This window comes from Klebsiella sp. S69, assembly GCF_016516145.1.
Taxonomy (GTDB): Bacteria; Pseudomonadota; Gammaproteobacteria; order Enterobacterales; family Enterobacteriaceae; genus Klebsiella; species Klebsiella oxytoca.
The window spans coordinates 28,726-45,133 of the sequence record NZ_JACVUU010000036.1; the positions used below are offsets into that span (position 1 = coordinate 28,726).

Here is a 16,408-nt window from a genome sequence, read left to right on the forward strand (position 1 = left end):
GTTATCAGAGCTGCAGGCGCGCGGGGTGAATTTCCGAAGCCTGACTGACAGCATTGATACCAGTACGCCAGCAGGACGTTTTTTCTTCCACGTCATGAGTGCTCTGGCGGAAATGGAAAGAGAGCTGATCGTCGAGCGCACCCGGGCAGGATTAGCCGCGGCAAGAGAGCAGGGCCGTATCGGCGGTCGCCGGAGAATAATGACACCAGAAGTGGTTGAGCATAGTCGTAGGATGCTTAGGAAAGGGGCTACACGCCAGCAAGTCGCGAGCGTGGTTGGGGTGGGCGTAAAGACGATATATAAATATTTGCCTGTTGGATAAAGGCCCTTAAGTATAAAGAAGTTAAGAGATGTACTGGATGGTGAAATGACTGGTGCTAAATAGATTAAACCGGACTACATCGTGCTGGTATAGGAACAGGAGAGTGAGGAGTTTCCTTCACTCTCTGTTTAAGAATATAAATACTAAAAAGGCTGGGGTTTCATGTATTGCGATTCTGCCCCAAGCAGCAGAAAGCTTAACTTATTCGTGGTTCTATGCAGTATCATGAACCCGTATAAGTTGCTCCATCTACGGGGTACGAGAGAGAAAGTCGGATATCTGTTAACGCTTGAAGAACAGATCCCTGCATTTCTGCACCTCCTAAGTAAAGGTTGAGTGTAGAGCCGCTAGTAATAGCTGCCGAAACTGGTAAAGAGGAGTTGCCTGAACTCAGTGCTAGGGCGAAAACGCCACAACCCGTACGACGACCATTAGTTATCGCTACAGGCAGAGTTATTGATAGATTACCTTCAGGTTGTGTGGTAATAGAACTGATAGTTAACCAAAGTGACAATTGGCATACTCCATTACTAATATAATAGTCACCACCTCGCGAACTATAAGTAATACTTCCTACGCTATTGCTACCGACGATATTTGGAGTGAATGCACCTCCTCTTCCGCCAATTTGCGGTTTACTTGTTGAAGTGTATTCAGTTTCATCTGAAACTCCAGATGATTGATTTCTATTATTAGCAATAAACGTTCTGGCCGCTGTTCCCTCTACAATAAAACCATATGGTTCATTGAGTGCAATACCGTACTTATTATCCTCTATCTTTAAACCATACAACCCTCTTAGTTTAACAGCTCTTGATTGTTTGGGAGACACTATGTAGCTGTTACGAATAGTAATGCTATGGGCTGTATTAAGACTTGTTATTATTCCTTCATTGGTGTCAAAGCCCTCTGTGCCGGGAACATCATAGCCTATCAGTATACCTGCTGGAGCATTTAGATTTCCATTGGTCCCATTTCCATTATTGTAAAAGTAGCATCCTTCAATAATTACTCCATGTGCAGAGTTACTACCACTATTTGTGTTTGATGTAATAGCTAACCCCCAGGCACCATCTTCGGAATGTTCAATATTACACCCGCCAACCATTGCGCCAGCAGGGTTACACATTAATAGATTACCAACTACTCCGTGATGGAATGTCACACCGCCAGTTACTGTGATACCAGTGTGGTCATTTGTAAATCCAATTCGGCAACTGATTTGCCCGCCATAATACTCACCACCAATTATCGAGCACCCCCATGCTCTTTTTGAACCAAGCCATAATCCATACCGGGCGCGAAGAGGGTCACCGTTAGCATTTTTATTTGTTGAAGTTCCAGCCCAAAAATCACAATTTATGATGAAAGTGTTATAACATCTGGCGATTTTTATTAGCGCGTCCTTATAATAAGCTTTGCCATCATTTATATATCTAACTTTTAGATCTTTAAGGTAATGCCTTCTCGTTTTGGCTCCACTCGTTTCATCCCCCATAACAATCTGTCCCCCAGCCATGAGAATGGAGCCATTGATAATGTTAAAGTTTATATCAAGTTTATGTGATGAATATAAGTTATAGGTTTTACCGCGTAAATCGATAGTATAAGGAAGGTCACTGGATAGTGTCGTATCATCGAGTTCAGAGAGTTCCTTAAACATTGCTGCCCACAAATCATCATCTGATGGAGATGTTATATCTGTCCCAAACATTTCTGGATATACAATACGGCCTAAGGTTAGTAACTTTGTAACACTAAGCTTATATGGAGTATTGACAAGGTCACCTCCAAGGCCATTTGTAGTGGAGTTTAAATCTTCTCGTAAAGAGTCATCTGCTGTGTAATTGTTCATTTTTCATCCTCTTGTTAAATGCTTCTCAAACCTATACTGTATAAATACACAGTATCAAGGGTTAGCACTCAAACAAGAGGTCTGAAACCTATCATCTATCATGGTTGAGTAGAAAATCGACAAGTGAATCTGGTGCTAGTATCCGCCTATACTGGGGCATTAATACGTTAGAAGCACAATTAACTATTTGAAAGTAAATATATTTTATTCATTGGCTACCTCTAGTTTATTTACACAAAAGCGCAAATCCATCAAAAAATGTGTAAAAACGGAAGATCCTGTATCATTTTGTGTGTAATACTAATGATTCTCATTATCATAAGTATTTTCATTAAATGTTAACTCTTCTGGGGATTATCGAAGTGAATATAACTTTATATAAGAAGCGCCCAGTTGCGCTGTTTTTGGCTGTCCTCCTCACCTCACCGGCTTTTGCGGAAGAACCCACGGATAAACTGGCGGACGATGAAACGATGCTCGTCACCGCCGAACAGGGACTGAAACAACAGCCAGGTGTCTCGATCATAACCGAGGAAGACATTCAAAAAAGCCCCCCAGTTAACGATCTTTCCGACATCATCCGCAAAATGCCTGGCGTGAATTTGACCGGTAACGGTGCCAGTGGCAGTAGGGGTAACAACCGTCAGATCGATATTCGCGGCATGGGTCCGGAAAATACCTTAGTGATGATTGATGGCGTGCCGGTGAGCTCTCGTAACTCCGTGCGATACAACTGGCGCGGTGAGCGTGATTCCCGTGGCGATACCAACTGGGTCCCAGCGGAAATGGTGGAACGCATTGAAGTGATACGCGGTCCGGCTGCAGCCCGTTATGGTTCCGGCGCTGCGGGTGGGGTGGTGAATATCATTACTAAACGCCCCACTAACGACTGGCACGGATCCTTATCCCTTTTCACCAACCAGCCTGAAAACAGCAAAGAAGGCGACACTCGTCGTGCTAATTTCAATCTTAGTGGTCCACTGGCCGGTGACGTTTTGACGATGCGTCTGTATGGCAACCTCAACCGCACCGATGCCGATTCCTATGACATCAACACCGAACAAAACGGTTCATATGCAGCCGGTCGAGAAGGCGTGCGTAATAAAGACATCAACGGAGTACTTTCCTGGAAAATTACGCCTACCCAGATCGTTGATTTCTCCTATGGCTATAGCCGTCAGGGAAATATCTATGCGGGTGATACTCAAAACAGTAATAGTAATAGCAGTGCTAACGGTCTGGTTGAATCGCTTTATGGCAGTGAAACAAATCGTTTATATCGTCAAAACTACGGAATTACTCACAACGGAATCTGGGATTGGGGAACATCCAGGCTTAATTTCAACTATGAAAAGACCAACAATACCCGTTTAAAAGAGGGTACCGGCGGTAGTACTGAAGGAATGATAAATAGCGATGTCTTTTCCACCAGTCGCCTGCAAAGCTATCGTGCTGGCGGGGAAATCAACTTTCCTCTACAGTTATTCGTTGATCAAACGGTGACTCTTGGCGCGGAGTGGAATCGCGACGAACTCAACGATCCGGCTTCCATGCAGTCGTCAAGTACTGACTTCTATTTACCGGGTAGCTCGGGCGATCCTTCTCAACGTAGCAGTAAAAACTCTGCAACGATTAGTTCGCTCTATTTTGAGGATAATATTGCCGCGACCGACAGTACCGAGGTTATTCCGGGGCTGCGCTTTGACTATCACGATAATTTCGGTGCGAACTGGAGTCCAGGCCTGAATATTTCACAGGGAATGGGTGAATACTTCACCCTGAAAGCCGGTATAGCACGTGCGTTCAAAGCGCCAAATCTGTATCAGTCAACGCCGGGCTACCTGCTTTCCACGCGCGGTAACGGTTGTCCGATTGGTCTTAGCCAATGTTATTTACTGGGTAACGATAATCTCGATCCTGAAATTAGCGTTAACAAAGAAGTGGGGATTGAATTCAGTCATGCAGGTTATGCAGCTGGCATTACCTACTTCCGCAATGATTACAAAAACAAAATCGTGTCTGGCACTTCTGCCGTTTACAGCAACGGTACTTATAACGTGCTGCGGTGGGAGAACGGCGGTAAAGCTATCGTTGAAGGACTGGAAGGTAACCTGACTATTCCTTTGATTGCCGATACGCTGGAGTGGCGCTCTAACGCAACCTACATGTTCCGTTCTGAAAGCAAGAAGACCGGAAATCCGCTGTCAGTCATCCCGGAGTTTACCATTAACTCCCAACTGGAATGGCAAGCTACTGAAGACTTGAGCACAAATATTAACTGGACGCAATATGGCCGCCAGAAACCGCGCCAGTATGCTGAAACCGTCCTTGAAAACCGTAATGGTCTTTCACAACGTGAAATTAGTCCTTATTCCGTTGTTGGCTTAAACGTCAACTATGATATTACCAAAAATCTGCGTGCCAATGCAGGTATTAGTAACCTGTTTGACAAACGTATCTACCGTGAGAACGCGGGGGCTTCAACGTATAACGAACCCGGACGTGCTTATTATGCTGGCGTAACCATGTCATTTTAATAAATGATAGGCGGCCTTAAGGTCGCCTCAACCGTGCCCAACCTCCTATCACTGATTTAAACACGTAAATTATTTCAGGTAGTGTCTACAAATAGTTGGTTGTGGTGATGTCTTTTCGTTATTAAAAATATTCCTGTGCTATTGTTACTGTCTGTTGTCCTCGTTATGTTTATGATGCTCTTTATCATTATGGTCTAAGCCCGACAGGCGTGAGCGCTCCCACTGTCAGGCCAGTTACCGGTGTTCCACCTAACTTATCGTTATGAAGACAGAAAACCGGGCATAAAAGGCCAAATTATCGAAATGTCCTATAACGGCGCAGGTTTGCGGTATACCGCCAGAACGCTGAAAGTCGGCATCAACATTCTCATACGGGCTTTAAAAACCTCTCTGCCTCACGGATACCAGAGATAAACCCTTATTATATCGCGTTGTATATAACCAATAGTGATTCTGGAATATATCCATAAGGAGATTAACACGTCGTATATGCTCAACGCTGAGAAGGTGGTCGATGACCGCCTGCAGCTGGATAACAACGTGATCATGATGGATACACTGGCGGCGGTTAAGGTGCTGATTCAGCAAGTTGAAGATTTGGAGAAAAAAATTCAAGCTCAGGAGGAAAGGCCCAAGACGTGATTGGAGTAGGGGTGAAGACTATTTATAAATATTTTCCGGCCGGCTAAGTTTGCTCACCTGCGAACCGTATGCAAGAGCCCGCAGGTGAGCAATTTGCTATGGAGGCAGTGCCATAGCTGAAAAATTTTATCCTCGCATTGTTCGCAAAACCATCAAACAGTTACGCACTGAAAGCACTTTAAGACTTACCTTACTCATTACATCAATGCGTTACGGCAATGACAAGAATTGATAGTTGGAACCTATATTGATATGTGGTTGGGTTAAATCTACTGTATATATAAACAGTATTTATGTGAGCGAGTCTATCATGCAGTTCTACACGCCAGTTGAGTTACGTAAGATTATCCTGATGCCGTTGTATAGTGACCTTGTGCAATGTGGTTTTCCAAGCCCTGCACAGGATTACGTTGAGCAACGTATCGACCTTAACGAGCTGCTAGTTAACCACCCCAGCGCGACGTATTTTGTCAAAGCTGCCGGCGATAGCATGAAGGAGGCCGGGATCGGGGAGGGGGATCTTCTGGTCGTGGATAGTTCAAGGACCGCAGTCCATGGCGATATTGTGATTGCCGCGGTGGACGGGGAATTCACCGTTAAGAAACTGCAGCTGCATCCGCGGGTTCAGCTCAACCCAATGAATCCTGCATATTCGCCAATAGTCGTCGGAAGCGAAGATACTCTCGACGTGTTTGGGGTCGTTACTTACATCATCAAATCGGCAGGCTAAGATGTTTGCGCTTTGCGATGTGAATTCATTTTACGCATCGTGCGAGACGGTTTTTCGTCCTGACCTGAAAGGGCGGCCAGTAGTCGTACTTTCCAATAACGACGGGTGTGTAATTGCTCGTTCCGCTGAGGCGAAGCCCTTTGTCAAAATGGGGGAGCCGTACTTCAAACAAAAGGACATGTTTCGCCGGCACGGCATTATCGCGTTTAGTAGCAACTATGAGCTCTATGCGGATATGTCGAACCGGGTCATGACTACGCTTGAAGAGCTATCTCCACGATGCGAAATTTACAGTATCGATGAGGCATTTTGCGATCTGACAGGAGTTCGTAACTGTCGTGACCTTACCGACTTTGGCCGGGAAATTCGCGAGACGGTTCTGCGCCGGACGCACCTCACGGTCGGCGTCGGCATAGCACAGACTAAAACCCTGGCTAAGCTGGCAAATCACGCAGCGAAACAGTGGCAGCGGCAAACCGGAGGCGTAGTTGATTTGTCGAATATGGAACGACAGAGGAAGTTAATGGCGCTGTTGCCGGTTGATGAAGTATGGGGCGTTGGGCGCCGTATCAGTAAAAAACTGGAGTCTATGGGGATAGACACGGTGCTTAAGTTAGCCGATACGGATATTCGTTTTATCCGGAAGCATTTTAATGTTGTTCTGGAAAGAACAGTGCGTGAGCTGCGTGGCGAGCCATGCCTTGGTCTTGAGGAATTCGCGCCGGTAAAGCAGGAAATTGTGTGCAGCCGTTCTTTCGGTGGCCGCATCACTGAATATCATGAAATGCGACAGGCGATATGCAGCTATGCATCGCGCGCAGCCGAGAAACTTCGCGGCGAGCATCAGTACTGCCGGTTTATCTCCGCTTTTGTCAAAACCAGCCCCTTTGCGCTCAACGAGCCATATTACGGCAACAGCGCATATGTAAAGCTGCTAACGCCAACCCAGGATAGCCGGGACATAATTACCGCGGCGACGAAATGCCTCGATGCTATCTGGCGAGACGGGCACCGTTACCAGAAGGCCGGCGTGATGCTGGGCGATTTCTACAGCCAGGGCGTGGCACAGCTGAATCTTTTTGATGACAACGCACCGCGGAAGAACAGCGAAAAGTTAATGGAAGTCCTCGACCATCTCAATGCAAAGGATGGCAGGGGGACGCTCTATTTTGCGGGGCAGGGAATCCAGACTGCCTGGCAGATGAAGAGAGAAATGCTATCCCCGCGCTATACTACGAGGTTCTGCGACCTGCTCAAAGTTAGATGATTCGGCCATTAATGGTAATGGTGACGCTACTACAGTCCGCTTAGAGCGAGAAGCCGACCTTTGTTATTCTGACGTGAAACTCGACATATGGTCAGGATATAACAATCCCTCTCGCCCTCAGGCTACGTTTGCTTGAATTGATAGCGTCGAGAAGGCGGATTCGGCTTTCCCTAAGATGATCGGCGAGTAACTCTGCGGCTTTCTCAATGTCCTGCGAGCGAAGCGCAGCAAATATTTCGCGATGCTCTTCCCAGGCGGGGTTCGACGGCGCTTTATCAAGCCATCTTGCCCGTGAAAGCCGTCGCAGTGCATCACTTATCCCTTCAATGATAAACGCATTCTGACAAAGACGGGCCAGATACAGATGGAATCGTGTTCCGGCATCGTCCAACATCCCTTCAGACGCAACAGCAGTCTTCTCTTTAAGCAGGATTTCCAGACCGCTGAGTTGTTCTTCCGTCATTTGGCTGGCTGACAGTTTTAATGCCGCCACTTCCAGTACTTCCCGGTAAATACACAGTTGTTCAACTTCAGCGACATCGATCGGTGCCACCAACCAGCGTAACCCGTCACGACATACCAGCCCCTCGGACTCCAGCTTCTGTAATGCGGCTCGAACAGGCGTCCGGGAGGCGTTAAACGTTGCTTCAGCCCAGCGCTCGGTCAGTCGTTCTCCCGGCCCCAGTTCCATGCTGAGTATCAATTTTCTTAATTGGTTTTCAACTTCTGATGCCTGGCTCATGACGGCAATGTTCTCCCACAAATTGACAGTAAAATGCATAATCGATATGGTATACCAGCTTGGTATACCATGATAGGGCGTTTTTATGACCCAATTTTATAACAGCTTTTGGCAGCGAAACCTGATCGTTTGCTTCATTGGCTCGTTCTCAACCGTCTTTGCAATGACCCTGATGCTGCCGTTTCTGCCTTTATATGTCGAAGAGCTTGGTGTTCACGGGCATGCAGCGGTTGTTCAATGGTCTGGTGTGGCATTCAGCGCAACGTTTATTACTGCCGGGTTGATTGCCCCCGTCTGGGGACGACTTGGTGACAGATATGGACGTAAGTCGATGCTCGTGAGAGCCAGCCTTGGCATGGCTATTACGGTTTCGCTTATGGGGCTGGTGACGAATATCTGGCAACTTGTCGGTCTGCGGTTGCTAGTTGGGCTGGCTGGAGGCTACTCATCCGGCGCAACAATTCTTATCGCTGTACAGGCTCCCAGAGAACGTGCCGCATGGGCGCTGGGGATCGTTTCATCCGGTGTCATGGCTGGCAATCTTGTCGGCCCCCTTGCCGGGGGATGGCTACCGGGGCTGATTGGTATTCGGTCCACATTTTTCTGTGCAGGCGCACTGATTTTTCTGGCCTTTATTATGACCCTGACTCTCATCCGCGAAGCGGTACAAAAGCCCGAGGATGCTGCGGCAAAAACGCGGGTGAGCTGGCCCCAATTGCCTGCCCGCTCTGTGATTGTCTGTATGCTTTGTACCGGTCTGCTGCTGATGCTGGCCAATATGTCAATAGAACCCATTATCACGGTCTATGTGCGTACTCTCGTCATCGACGCTTCTCAGATAACGAAAGTGGCGGGATATGTGATGGCAGCCGCGGCCCTGGGCAGCATTATCTCAGCTTCCTGGCTTGGTAAACTGGCAGACAGAATAGGACATTTACGCATTATCACGCTGGCGCTGACTACGGCCGGTTTGTTGCTCATCCCGCAGGCTTTTGTCACCTCCGGGTGGCAACTGATTGCCCTGCGTTTCCTCATGGGGCTGGCGCTTGGCGGCTTGTTGCCTTGTATTGCGGCAGTCATATGTCACCGTGTACCAGAAGGCATGGTGGGTAGCATCCTTGGCTATTCCGTCGCCGCGCAGTTCGCCGGTCAGTTCATCGGGCCGCTGATAGGTGGTTTTGTCGGCGGGCATATCGGGATGCGAGCCGTCTTTCTGGCAACCAGCTGTATCCTGCTAGCCGGAGCGGCTTGGAACTTTAAAATACATCGCCAGTCAGCAACGCGCTGACTCACTTCATTAGCCTTCAGCTACAAATTTGGAAAATTTATGTCGAATCAACTCAGTAATATCAGTAAAAACAGCGCTCTGCTAGTTATGGATTTTCAAACGATCATCCTTAACAATTTTCTCCCGCAAGAAATCGCTGGAAACGTTATCCGCAATACCGCATCACTGATAGCAGCTGCGCGCGCAGCAGCCGTACCGGTCATTTATATCAGTGTCGGATTCCGCAAAGGGTATCCAGAGGTCAGCAAAAACAACACTATCTTCTCTTCGATTAAAGAGAATGGAATGTTTATGGCTGACAATGAGAGCACGGCTATTCATCCTGAAGTCGCTCCCGCAGAGAATGAGGCCGTCATTGTTAAACGCAGAGTTGGCGCTTTCTCATTTACCGAACTTGAGATGATTCTTCGCGCCCAAGGCATTGAAACTTTGATCCTTACCGGCGTGACCACCAGTGGCGTGGTGCTGTCTACAGTCGGGCAAGCTTTTGACCTGGATTACCGACTGGTGGTTGCGGGTGATTGTTGCGCCGATCCAGATCATGACACCAATTTGTTTATACTTGACAAAATCCTGCCTCAACACGCCATTGTTACCCGTTCAACTGAAATATCAGAAGCATGGGCATAAAAACAAGAATATCTGACGTCAAGATAACCGTAGTGTAGATAGTGCATATGACCGGGCATATGTGGTTGCTTGGTCATATGAACGTCTGCTCCTGGCACTAAGCAGACCCTACATGAGGGAGTTCATCCGCCGAGAGCTGAGCAACTGTTACTTTTCGGGAAAAGGTGAGTTGTGGATCAGGAAATGTTCAATCGAGTCGATTAAACCGGGAGCTAAAGGGAGCGCGGGTTCAGCGTATGACGCGATATTCGCCTTGCGATCGTCCGAGGTCACCTCTTTCATAACATGGTTCATATTGGGCAGTATAACCAGCGACGCTTGAGGATTCGCGGCCTTAAGCAGTCTTGCATCCGTTTCTTCCACCTGGAGATCGCGCTGCCCTTGTAGTACTAACACGGGTTTGGAAATACTCGAAATGAGATGAGCCGGATTATATGAAAACGCATCGATCAAAAACCCTTGAACCGCAGGATTAAAGAGACTTTGTAGTGCTGGGTGCACATTCGTAATATCGACTCGCCGCCGATGCTCCAGAGCATCAATTATCGGCAGTGCCTGCTTTAATAGCATTTCGTTTTCCGGATTAGCGTTAAGTTGCCCCCTCAACACCTCGCCCATCGGCCTCCCGGGCGTTGCGATAAGAACCACGCCGCACATATCCTTCTCTTGAGCTGAGGCAAGTGCGACTACGCCCCCTTCGCTGTGTCCTAAAACCCAAATACAGGGAGTGTGCATATGACGTCTAAGCACGTCTACCCAGGATCGAACGTCGTCAACATAGTCAGCAATCTTCACCGCATTGGCATCCTTTACGGCCATTGCGCTAGCGAACATTCCACGTTTGTCGATACGAAGCGTCGCAAAGCCTTTGGCAGCCAGGCCTTCAGCAAGAAATCGGTAAGGCGATGCATTCACACCAAGCGGGTTGTTTCCATCCCGATCGGTCGGTCCGGAGCCTGGAACAATAAGAACAACGGCTGTTGGTTTTGAATTCGGGGTAAGTAACGTGCCTTTCAAAGGGCCTTTTGGCCCTGCGGCATCCAGGACAGTTTCGGAAAAGGTCACCGGTACTGCTGCCAGACTCACAAATGGGCAAGCACTCAAAAGGGCAATGGAGGCGGCAATATTCATCGGAGATGTTCCTGTAAAATTCAGCGTACCCGTCAATTTATATTATAAATATGGCCTGCTCTCCAGCGGCATTAGAAAAGTCCGCTGCTGGCACAAAGCGGACGGGCGAGATACTGAAGGGCTGCTTTGAGCGATCAGCAGACCTCAGTGCTAGATCGCCTTTCAGCCATCTCACGGCTAAAAATTACTGTTCGTGCCGGGTGGGGCATGCAATTGTTAGAGGAATGCACAGGAAGGCGGCCACGCCACCGAGGGCGTGACATAAAATCAGGACTGGTCGTCTTCTTTACCATAGTAAAGCTTACCGATCTGAATGAGAGGACGGCCTTGGGATTTGCGGTGCAAGTTGCTGTCACGTAGTGAATAAACGCAGCCGCAGTATTCCTGCTGGTAAAACTGCTCCCGCTTGCTGATTTCAATCATGCGCGACGAACCGCCCTGTTTGCGCCAGTTATAGTCCCAGTAAACCATACCCGGATAGTGGGCGGCGGCTCGCTGACCGCAATCGTTGATTTGCTGCATATTTTTCCAGCGAGAGATCCCCAGTGAGCTGCTGATCACGTTGAAGCCATTTTCAGCGGCGTAAAGCGCAGTCCGCTCAAAACGCATGTCAAAACACATGGTGCAACGAATGCCGCGTTCGGGCTCCCATTCCATGCCTTTGGCGCGCTCAAACCAGTTATCTGTGTCGTAATCCGCATCGATAAACGGTACGCCGTGTTGTTCGGCAAAGCGAATATTCTCATCTTTACGAATAAGATACTCTTTCTGCGGATGAATGTTCGGGTTGTAGAAGAAGATGGTGTAGTCGATCCCTGAGGCCTGGATCGCCTCCATTACCTCACCAGAACACGGAGCGCAACAAGAGTGCAGCAGCAGTTTATCTGTCCCATTTGGGAGTTCTAGTTTAGGACGTTTGAAATCAGCGGTAGTCATAAATTTATTTGATGAGATAATGAGAATACAAAACAGTGTAGCATCAGGGCTGTGCTATCGGGAATGGCGGCCAGCTTCATACGTTTCCCGCAATGTCTGTTATTGGCACTGAGCGGACTAACTGACTGATTTGAGGTTCCGCTGTGAGGAGTGGTCGATGCTATCTTTGTCTCTCTGAACATTTTACAAAGGCTCGATGGATATGAAATTGTCAGGTGGATGTTTATGTGGGTTCATCAGATTCACAGCGATAAATCCTTCTTCCCCTCATTCCTGTTCCTGCGATATGTGCCAGAAACATACTGGCTGTCAGACCGCAGTATGGATTGAATTTGACTCCGCAGATGTTGAATGGACTGCCGAAGGGGGGGAACCATCGCTGTTCCGCTCATCAGCAGCTTCATCCAGGGCATTTTGCGCCCGGTGTGGGTCCTCGGTTGGTGCTATTGATGACTCTCAGGTAACTGCTTTGCTGAGCGGTATATTTGACAATAACCAACGCGACTTATTTTCCCCATCATCCCATTCATTTCAAGATATGAAACCTGAATGGTGGAGAATAATCATGCCTGATATCGCTGAATAAACGCTGAAGCCTTACATGTAGCCATCATGATGTCACTTAAAGTTGAAGGTGAATATTAATTATGGTCTTTAGCTGTCCGTAAGGAACGAACTACGGATATTCTTTTATAGCGGCAGAAAATTTACACAATATCAGGCCTGGCGTTTCTTAAATGAAAAGTGTACTAAACTCTGTTTGATTCACTCAAATTTTTAACCAGAGTATACATATGATAAATAGAGAAAAACGAACTGTTAGCAGGGGCATAAATCATGTGGGGCTAACGGTTCCAAACCTGCAGCAGGCAACAGAATTTTTGCAAAAGGCATTAGATGCCAGGTTTGTTTATGACGGCCTGACCGATAGCGATTCCCCAAGAGAAGGGGCTGATACCGAAAGACAGTTGGGCCTGACAGAAGGCTCAATGATTATCAAACAGCGGTTGCTGAGAATTGGTAATGGTCCAAATCTGGAGCTTTTTGAGATAGTAAGCAGAGAACAGGCGCAGCCGGTAAGGCTACAGGACTTTGGCTGGAACCACATTTCACTTTATGTGGACGATATACATTACGCGGTGGAAAGGGTCAGGGCAGCGGGAGGCCAGTTCCTTTCGGAAATTCATGGAAATTCGCGCCATGAAGATACCGATGATAATGCCAGCGTATACTTTAAGGCTCCATGGGGCGGCCTGATTGAACTACAATCAATACCTAATGGTTATTATTATCCTGAAGACAGCGAAGCAGACACATGGATACCTGAGCGATAAATGATATGTTGCGGTTTCAGGGCGACGCCGCATTATGATGGAGTTCCCCACAGTTCTAATTTCAGTATCAGGATTGTCCGCTTTTGGCACACATCGGACAAGCTCCTGGAACTGAAGGTCTGTTGAGAGCTAATAGCGGTCGTTAGAACTTGTCATGATTACCCGGATGAAGGACTATCATTGGCGTCTGATAATCAATAGAGGGCTGATCAGGGTGACCAGCTCCCTTCTTAGTCATATATTACGGGCATGCGTGCATACGTATCTACTTAATGCTCGCTCACTTTAAGGCTTCGTCTCTACCATGATACCAGGTTTCAAAAACATCAGGGGTCATTGGTTTGGCAAAAAAATAGCCCTGAACTTCATCGCAGCCCAGCGTTCTTAAAATATCAACAGTACTGGCTTCCTCGACTCCTTCGGCCAGAACGGTATAGTCGAGTTGCTTGAGGAGGATGATAACGTTGCGAACAACGATGCGGCTTGCCTTGTCGTGAGCAACCTTACTCACAATAGAGCGGTCAAGCTTGATGGTGTCCATCGGGATTTGTCGCAGATAATTAATGTTGCTGTATCCCGAACCAAAGTCATCCAGAGAAATTTTAAACCCGCGTTTTTTGAGCATGTCCAGCCCGTTAAGCGCGGCCGGACTCTCAAGCATCTTCTCTGTTTCCAGACACTCTAACCCCAGCAGCGCTGGGTCAAGAGACGCATTCCGCAGTTTCTGTTCAAGCTCCTCGGCGAAATCGGGCCGAGAAAAATCACTGGCGGCCAGATTAATTGACACCGGCAGAGTAAGTCCCTGGTCCCGCCACTCACTCAGCTGCGCAATAGTACGATCGATAACCCAGGCCGTGAGCTCACGCATCAGGCTGGTTTTTTCGACCAGCGGGATAAATTCGCCGGGCAGGACTTCGCCGTTTGTCGGATGCTTCCATCTGACCAGCGCTTCAGCACCCGTCACGCGCCCGGTCGCCAGTGAGATTTTCGGCTGATAGACCAGATATAAGCCCTGGTTTCCCTGCAACGTTTGTCTGAGTTCGGTCAGCAGGCTGAAATCTCTCTTTTTGCGGGTATCCAGGGCGTCATTATAGGTCGTAAAACGGTGCCCCTGGCTTATAGCCTCATGCAAGGCGCTTACCGCACGACGCAGAATTTCATTCGGCGTCAGGGTGCTGTCGCATAGCCCGGAGTCCCCCATGTGAATATCCAAATCCAGGGGAACTTCCGGGCCAATCCGGGCCTGGGTTCCTTGAAGGTTTTGTGCAATGCTTTCCAGTGACAGGGCCGTAGGTTCAGGCGTTAAAAAAGCAAATCGTCCGACCGCCACGGCGTAAAGCTGGCCCGCCAGGGTGAGACGTGCCTGCAGTTCGACGGTCATGTCCCGAAGTAAGTTTTCTACGGCAATCATTCCCAATGAGCGGGCCATCTCGTAGGCAAAGGGCATATCAATGCAGTCAATGATGACCAGCCGGAAGGTGCTTGCCGCCGACACCTCAATGTCCTTGAGCAGGCGCTGACGATTGGGTAATAGCGTGACGACATCGGTATAGCCTACTGAGTGCCAGGAGGCCAGAAAATCTGATATAAGCCCTGCCATCTTTTCAAAAAGTTCGAGCTGCTTGTCTGAAAGTTCCCTGGGTTGAGTATCGAGGATACACAAGGTTCCTATCGGTACTCCATCCTGAGTTTTAAGTGGACACCCTGCATAAAAGCGAATGAATGGATCTTCTTTTACCGCGTGATAGTCACGAAAGGTGGGGTGTTGATGAGTGTCATGACAAATGAATGTTTTACTCTGTTTCAGGGGCTGTACGCAAAATGCCTCGCTCAGGCGGGTTTCCGTGGCGGCGATATTCTGAGCGGATTTGATATATTGCTTTTCTTCATCGAGAACAGAAACAAAGCTCATCGGCATATTCAGCAAGTGACATATTAGATGAGTATATTTTTTTAACGCATCATCCCGACCTTTGTCAGGATTTTTCAACAAGTCGATAGCCGCAAGTCTTTTACTTTCATCTCTACTGAGATTAGTCAACATGGTAAGACATCCTCCGGTGCAGTAGGCTTTTGGTTGTTCCACACTCGCAGGTGGCATGGATCATTCTTCCAATGGCATGTGGTAATACATACTCAGTGACCCGCCTAAACTCTCACATTAAAATGTTTCCCGTTGATTGTCTCCCGGAAATGTCTCCCCAGGGCTGTCCTGTAATTCTGCCTATCAGTCAGACACTGTCATCTCACATGCTTAATGCGAGATATTTGACTAGCAGCTATGAGCGAAAAGACGAAATGAACACTTCGTATCACCAGACTACGTCGTACTAGTCAGACTCACTTTAACAGCAATCGTATTCCCAAAAAGGCCATAAAGCCTCCGCTGAGTTTATCTATAAAATGACGATATTTAATGTAAGCCTGACGTGGCCCGTCAGTTGATAATAAGCATGCAACGACTGCATACCAGAGCAAATCAATAACGAATGCCATTGTGGGCAGGATGATGTACATAACAGGCTGAATATTTTTGCTCAGCGCTGCGGAAAAAATACTGGCAAATACCAGCGCAGTATGGGGGTTGCTGATTTGCGTAAAAACGCCAGTCATAAAAGCTTTCGAGACGCTTACTTCTTTTGTACCGGCAGAATCATTAAAACGATTTGAAGGACGACGAAACATTTTCAACGCCAGCCATAAAAGATAGCAACCGCCTGCAACCTTGAGTCCTGTGTAAAGTGATGGGATTAGAGTCAGCAGGGTATGGAGACCCGCTAGCGCTATGGCAGCAAAAACAGATGCACCAAAACCCATACCTGCAGCAACAGATAAAGCCGTCCGTCTCGAACTGGACATTGCCATTCGGGCAACGAGAAGAAAGCTAGCTCCCGGGCTCATTGCACCAAAAAGGATAGCTACGCCAATAGCAGAAACCGCGATCAAATCACCTGTCATTCATGTTTCCATCTTTAATCAGTGCCAGACAGCCCC

At 47.9% G+C, this 16,408-nt stretch carries 13 protein-coding genes and 3 pseudogenes; 10 read left to right on the forward strand and 6 right to left on the reverse strand.

From position 1 onward, the window contains the following. Position 1: 1 nt before the first annotated feature. Positions 2–322: pseudogene (locus IAE27_RS27410) on the forward strand (recombinase family protein); the annotation flags it as partial. 223 nt (positions 323–545) lie between these two features. Here IAE27_RS27410 and IAE27_RS27415 read toward each other — a convergent pair. Further along, positions 546–2,177, reverse strand: coding sequence for a hypothetical protein (locus tag IAE27_RS27415; RefSeq protein WP_200093221.1), 1,632 nt, complete (start codon positions 2,175–2,177; stop codon positions 546–548). A 335-nt stretch (positions 2,178–2,512) separates the two neighbouring features. Here IAE27_RS27415 and IAE27_RS27420 point away from each other — a divergent pair, with 335 nt between their 5' ends. From IAE27_RS27420 to IAE27_RS27440, 5 genes and pseudogenes are all read left to right on the forward strand, one after another. Then, a complete protein-coding gene (locus IAE27_RS27420; protein ID WP_181879915.1) occupies positions 2,513–4,714 on the forward strand; it encodes a TonB-dependent siderophore receptor in 2,202 nt (733 codons plus the stop codon). 240 nt (positions 4,715–4,954) lie between these two features. Continuing rightward, positions 4,955–5,110 (forward strand): annotated as a pseudogene (locus IAE27_RS27425) (IS1-like element transposase); the annotation flags it as partial. Positions 5,111–5,203: 93 nt separating this feature from the next. Continuing rightward, positions 5,204–5,356: a hypothetical protein gene (locus IAE27_RS27430; protein WP_224257692.1), complete on the forward strand. Its 153-nt coding sequence runs from the start codon at positions 5,204–5,206 to the stop codon at positions 5,354–5,356. 310 nt (positions 5,357–5,666) lie between these two features. Then, a complete protein-coding gene (locus IAE27_RS27435) occupies positions 5,667–6,086 on the forward strand; it encodes a translesion error-prone DNA polymerase V autoproteolytic subunit (protein ID WP_064398361.1) in 420 nt (139 codons plus the stop codon). A gap of 1 nt (position 6,087) precedes the next feature. Next, entirely contained in the window at positions 6,088–7,353 is a 1,266-nt protein-coding gene (locus IAE27_RS27440; RefSeq protein WP_064398360.1) for a Y-family DNA polymerase, read from the forward strand. Positions 7,354–7,444: 91 nt separating this feature from the next. Here IAE27_RS27440 and IAE27_RS27445 read toward each other — a convergent pair whose 3' ends face one another. Next, the gene (locus IAE27_RS27445; RefSeq protein WP_064398456.1) at positions 7,445–8,095 is read right to left on the reverse strand and encodes a GntR family transcriptional regulator; all 651 of its coding nucleotides are present in this window, start codon (positions 8,093–8,095) and stop codon (positions 7,445–7,447) included. An 85-nt stretch (positions 8,096–8,180) separates the two neighbouring features. On the opposite strand from IAE27_RS27445, the gene IAE27_RS27450 reads away from it, so the two are divergent. Together IAE27_RS27450 and IAE27_RS27455 are read left to right on the forward strand one after the other, a co-directional pair. After that, positions 8,181–9,383 (forward strand): MFS transporter, encoded by a 1,203-nt coding sequence (locus IAE27_RS27450; RefSeq protein ID WP_154022276.1) that lies wholly within the window; start codon positions 8,181–8,183, stop codon positions 9,381–9,383. A gap of 87 nt (positions 9,384–9,470) precedes the next feature. Then, positions 9,471–10,029 (forward strand): annotated as a pseudogene (locus tag IAE27_RS27455) (cysteine hydrolase family protein). A 131-nt stretch (positions 10,030–10,160) separates the two neighbouring features. Here the strand turns inward: IAE27_RS27455 and IAE27_RS27460 are convergent. After that, positions 10,161–11,144: an alpha/beta hydrolase gene (locus IAE27_RS27460; protein WP_077266548.1), complete on the reverse strand. Its 984-nt coding sequence runs from the start codon at positions 11,142–11,144 to the stop codon at positions 10,161–10,163. Between the two features lie 267 nt (positions 11,145–11,411). Beyond that, positions 11,412–12,080, reverse strand: a complete 669-nt coding sequence (locus tag IAE27_RS27465) for an epoxyqueuosine reductase QueH (protein WP_023340966.1) — start codon at positions 12,078–12,080, stop codon at positions 11,412–11,414. Between the two features lie 196 nt (positions 12,081–12,276). Here IAE27_RS27465 and IAE27_RS27470 point away from each other — a divergent pair, with 196 nt between their 5' ends. Both IAE27_RS27470 and IAE27_RS27475 read left to right on the forward strand, forming a co-directional pair. Next, the gene (locus IAE27_RS27470) at positions 12,277–12,666 is read left to right on the forward strand and encodes a GFA family protein (protein ID WP_072057040.1); all 390 of its coding nucleotides are present in this window, start codon (positions 12,277–12,279) and stop codon (positions 12,664–12,666) included. Between the two features lie 208 nt (positions 12,667–12,874). Beyond that, positions 12,875–13,414 carry a VOC family protein gene (locus IAE27_RS27475; protein WP_046878778.1) on the forward strand — a complete coding sequence of 180 codons (540 nt, stop codon included), beginning with the start codon at positions 12,875–12,877 and terminating at the stop codon, positions 13,412–13,414. Positions 13,415–13,694: 280 nt separating this feature from the next. Here the strand turns inward: IAE27_RS27475 and IAE27_RS27480 are convergent, their stop codons facing one another. Continuing rightward, complete coding sequence (locus IAE27_RS27480; RefSeq protein WP_064398353.1) at positions 13,695–15,458, reverse strand: sensor domain-containing phosphodiesterase; 1,764 nt, start codon at positions 15,456–15,458, stop codon at positions 13,695–13,697. A 296-nt stretch (positions 15,459–15,754) separates the two neighbouring features. Then, a complete protein-coding gene (locus tag IAE27_RS27485; RefSeq protein WP_023340962.1) occupies positions 15,755–16,372 on the reverse strand; it encodes a LysE family translocator in 618 nt (205 codons plus the stop codon). Positions 16,373–16,408: the final 36 nt, after the last annotated feature.

Excerpts from the sequence above, each read along its gene's own strand:
- IAE27_RS27465 (WP_023340966.1), bottom strand. The coding sequence starts at position 12,080 with ATGACTACCGCTGATTTCAAACGTCCTAAACTAGAACTCCCAAATGGG.
- IAE27_RS27460 (WP_077266548.1), bottom strand. The coding sequence starts at position 11,144 with ATGAATATTGCCGCCTCCATTGCCCTTTTGAGTGCTTGCCCATTTGTG.
- IAE27_RS27480 (WP_064398353.1), bottom strand. The coding sequence starts at position 15,458 with ATGTTGACTAATCTCAGTAGAGATGAAAGTAAAAGACTTGCGGCTATC.
- IAE27_RS27435 (WP_064398361.1), top strand. The coding sequence starts at position 5,667 with ATGCAGTTCTACACGCCAGTTGAGTTACGTAAGATTATCCTGATGCCG.
- IAE27_RS27485 (WP_023340962.1), bottom strand. The coding sequence starts at position 16,372 with ATGACAGGTGATTTGATCGCGGTTTCTGCTATTGGCGTAGCTATCCTT.
- IAE27_RS27470 (WP_072057040.1), top strand. The coding sequence starts at position 12,277 with ATGGATATGAAATTGTCAGGTGGATGTTTATGTGGGTTCATCAGATTC.
- IAE27_RS27430 (WP_224257692.1), top strand. The coding sequence starts at position 5,204 with ATGCTCAACGCTGAGAAGGTGGTCGATGACCGCCTGCAGCTGGATAAC.
- IAE27_RS27475 (WP_046878778.1), top strand. The coding sequence starts at position 12,875 with ATGATAAATAGAGAAAAACGAACTGTTAGCAGGGGCATAAATCATGTG.
- IAE27_RS27415 (WP_200093221.1), bottom strand. The coding sequence starts at position 2,177 with ATGAACAATTACACAGCAGATGACTCTTTACGAGAAGATTTAAACTCC.
- IAE27_RS27445 (WP_064398456.1), bottom strand. The coding sequence starts at position 8,095 with ATGAGCCAGGCATCAGAAGTTGAAAACCAATTAAGAAAATTGATACTC.
- IAE27_RS27420 (WP_181879915.1), top strand. The coding sequence starts at position 2,513 with ATGTTAACTCTTCTGGGGATTATCGAAGTGAATATAACTTTATATAAG.
- IAE27_RS27440 (WP_064398360.1), top strand. The coding sequence starts at position 6,088 with ATGTTTGCGCTTTGCGATGTGAATTCATTTTACGCATCGTGCGAGACG.
- IAE27_RS27450 (WP_154022276.1), top strand. The coding sequence starts at position 8,181 with ATGACCCAATTTTATAACAGCTTTTGGCAGCGAAACCTGATCGTTTGC.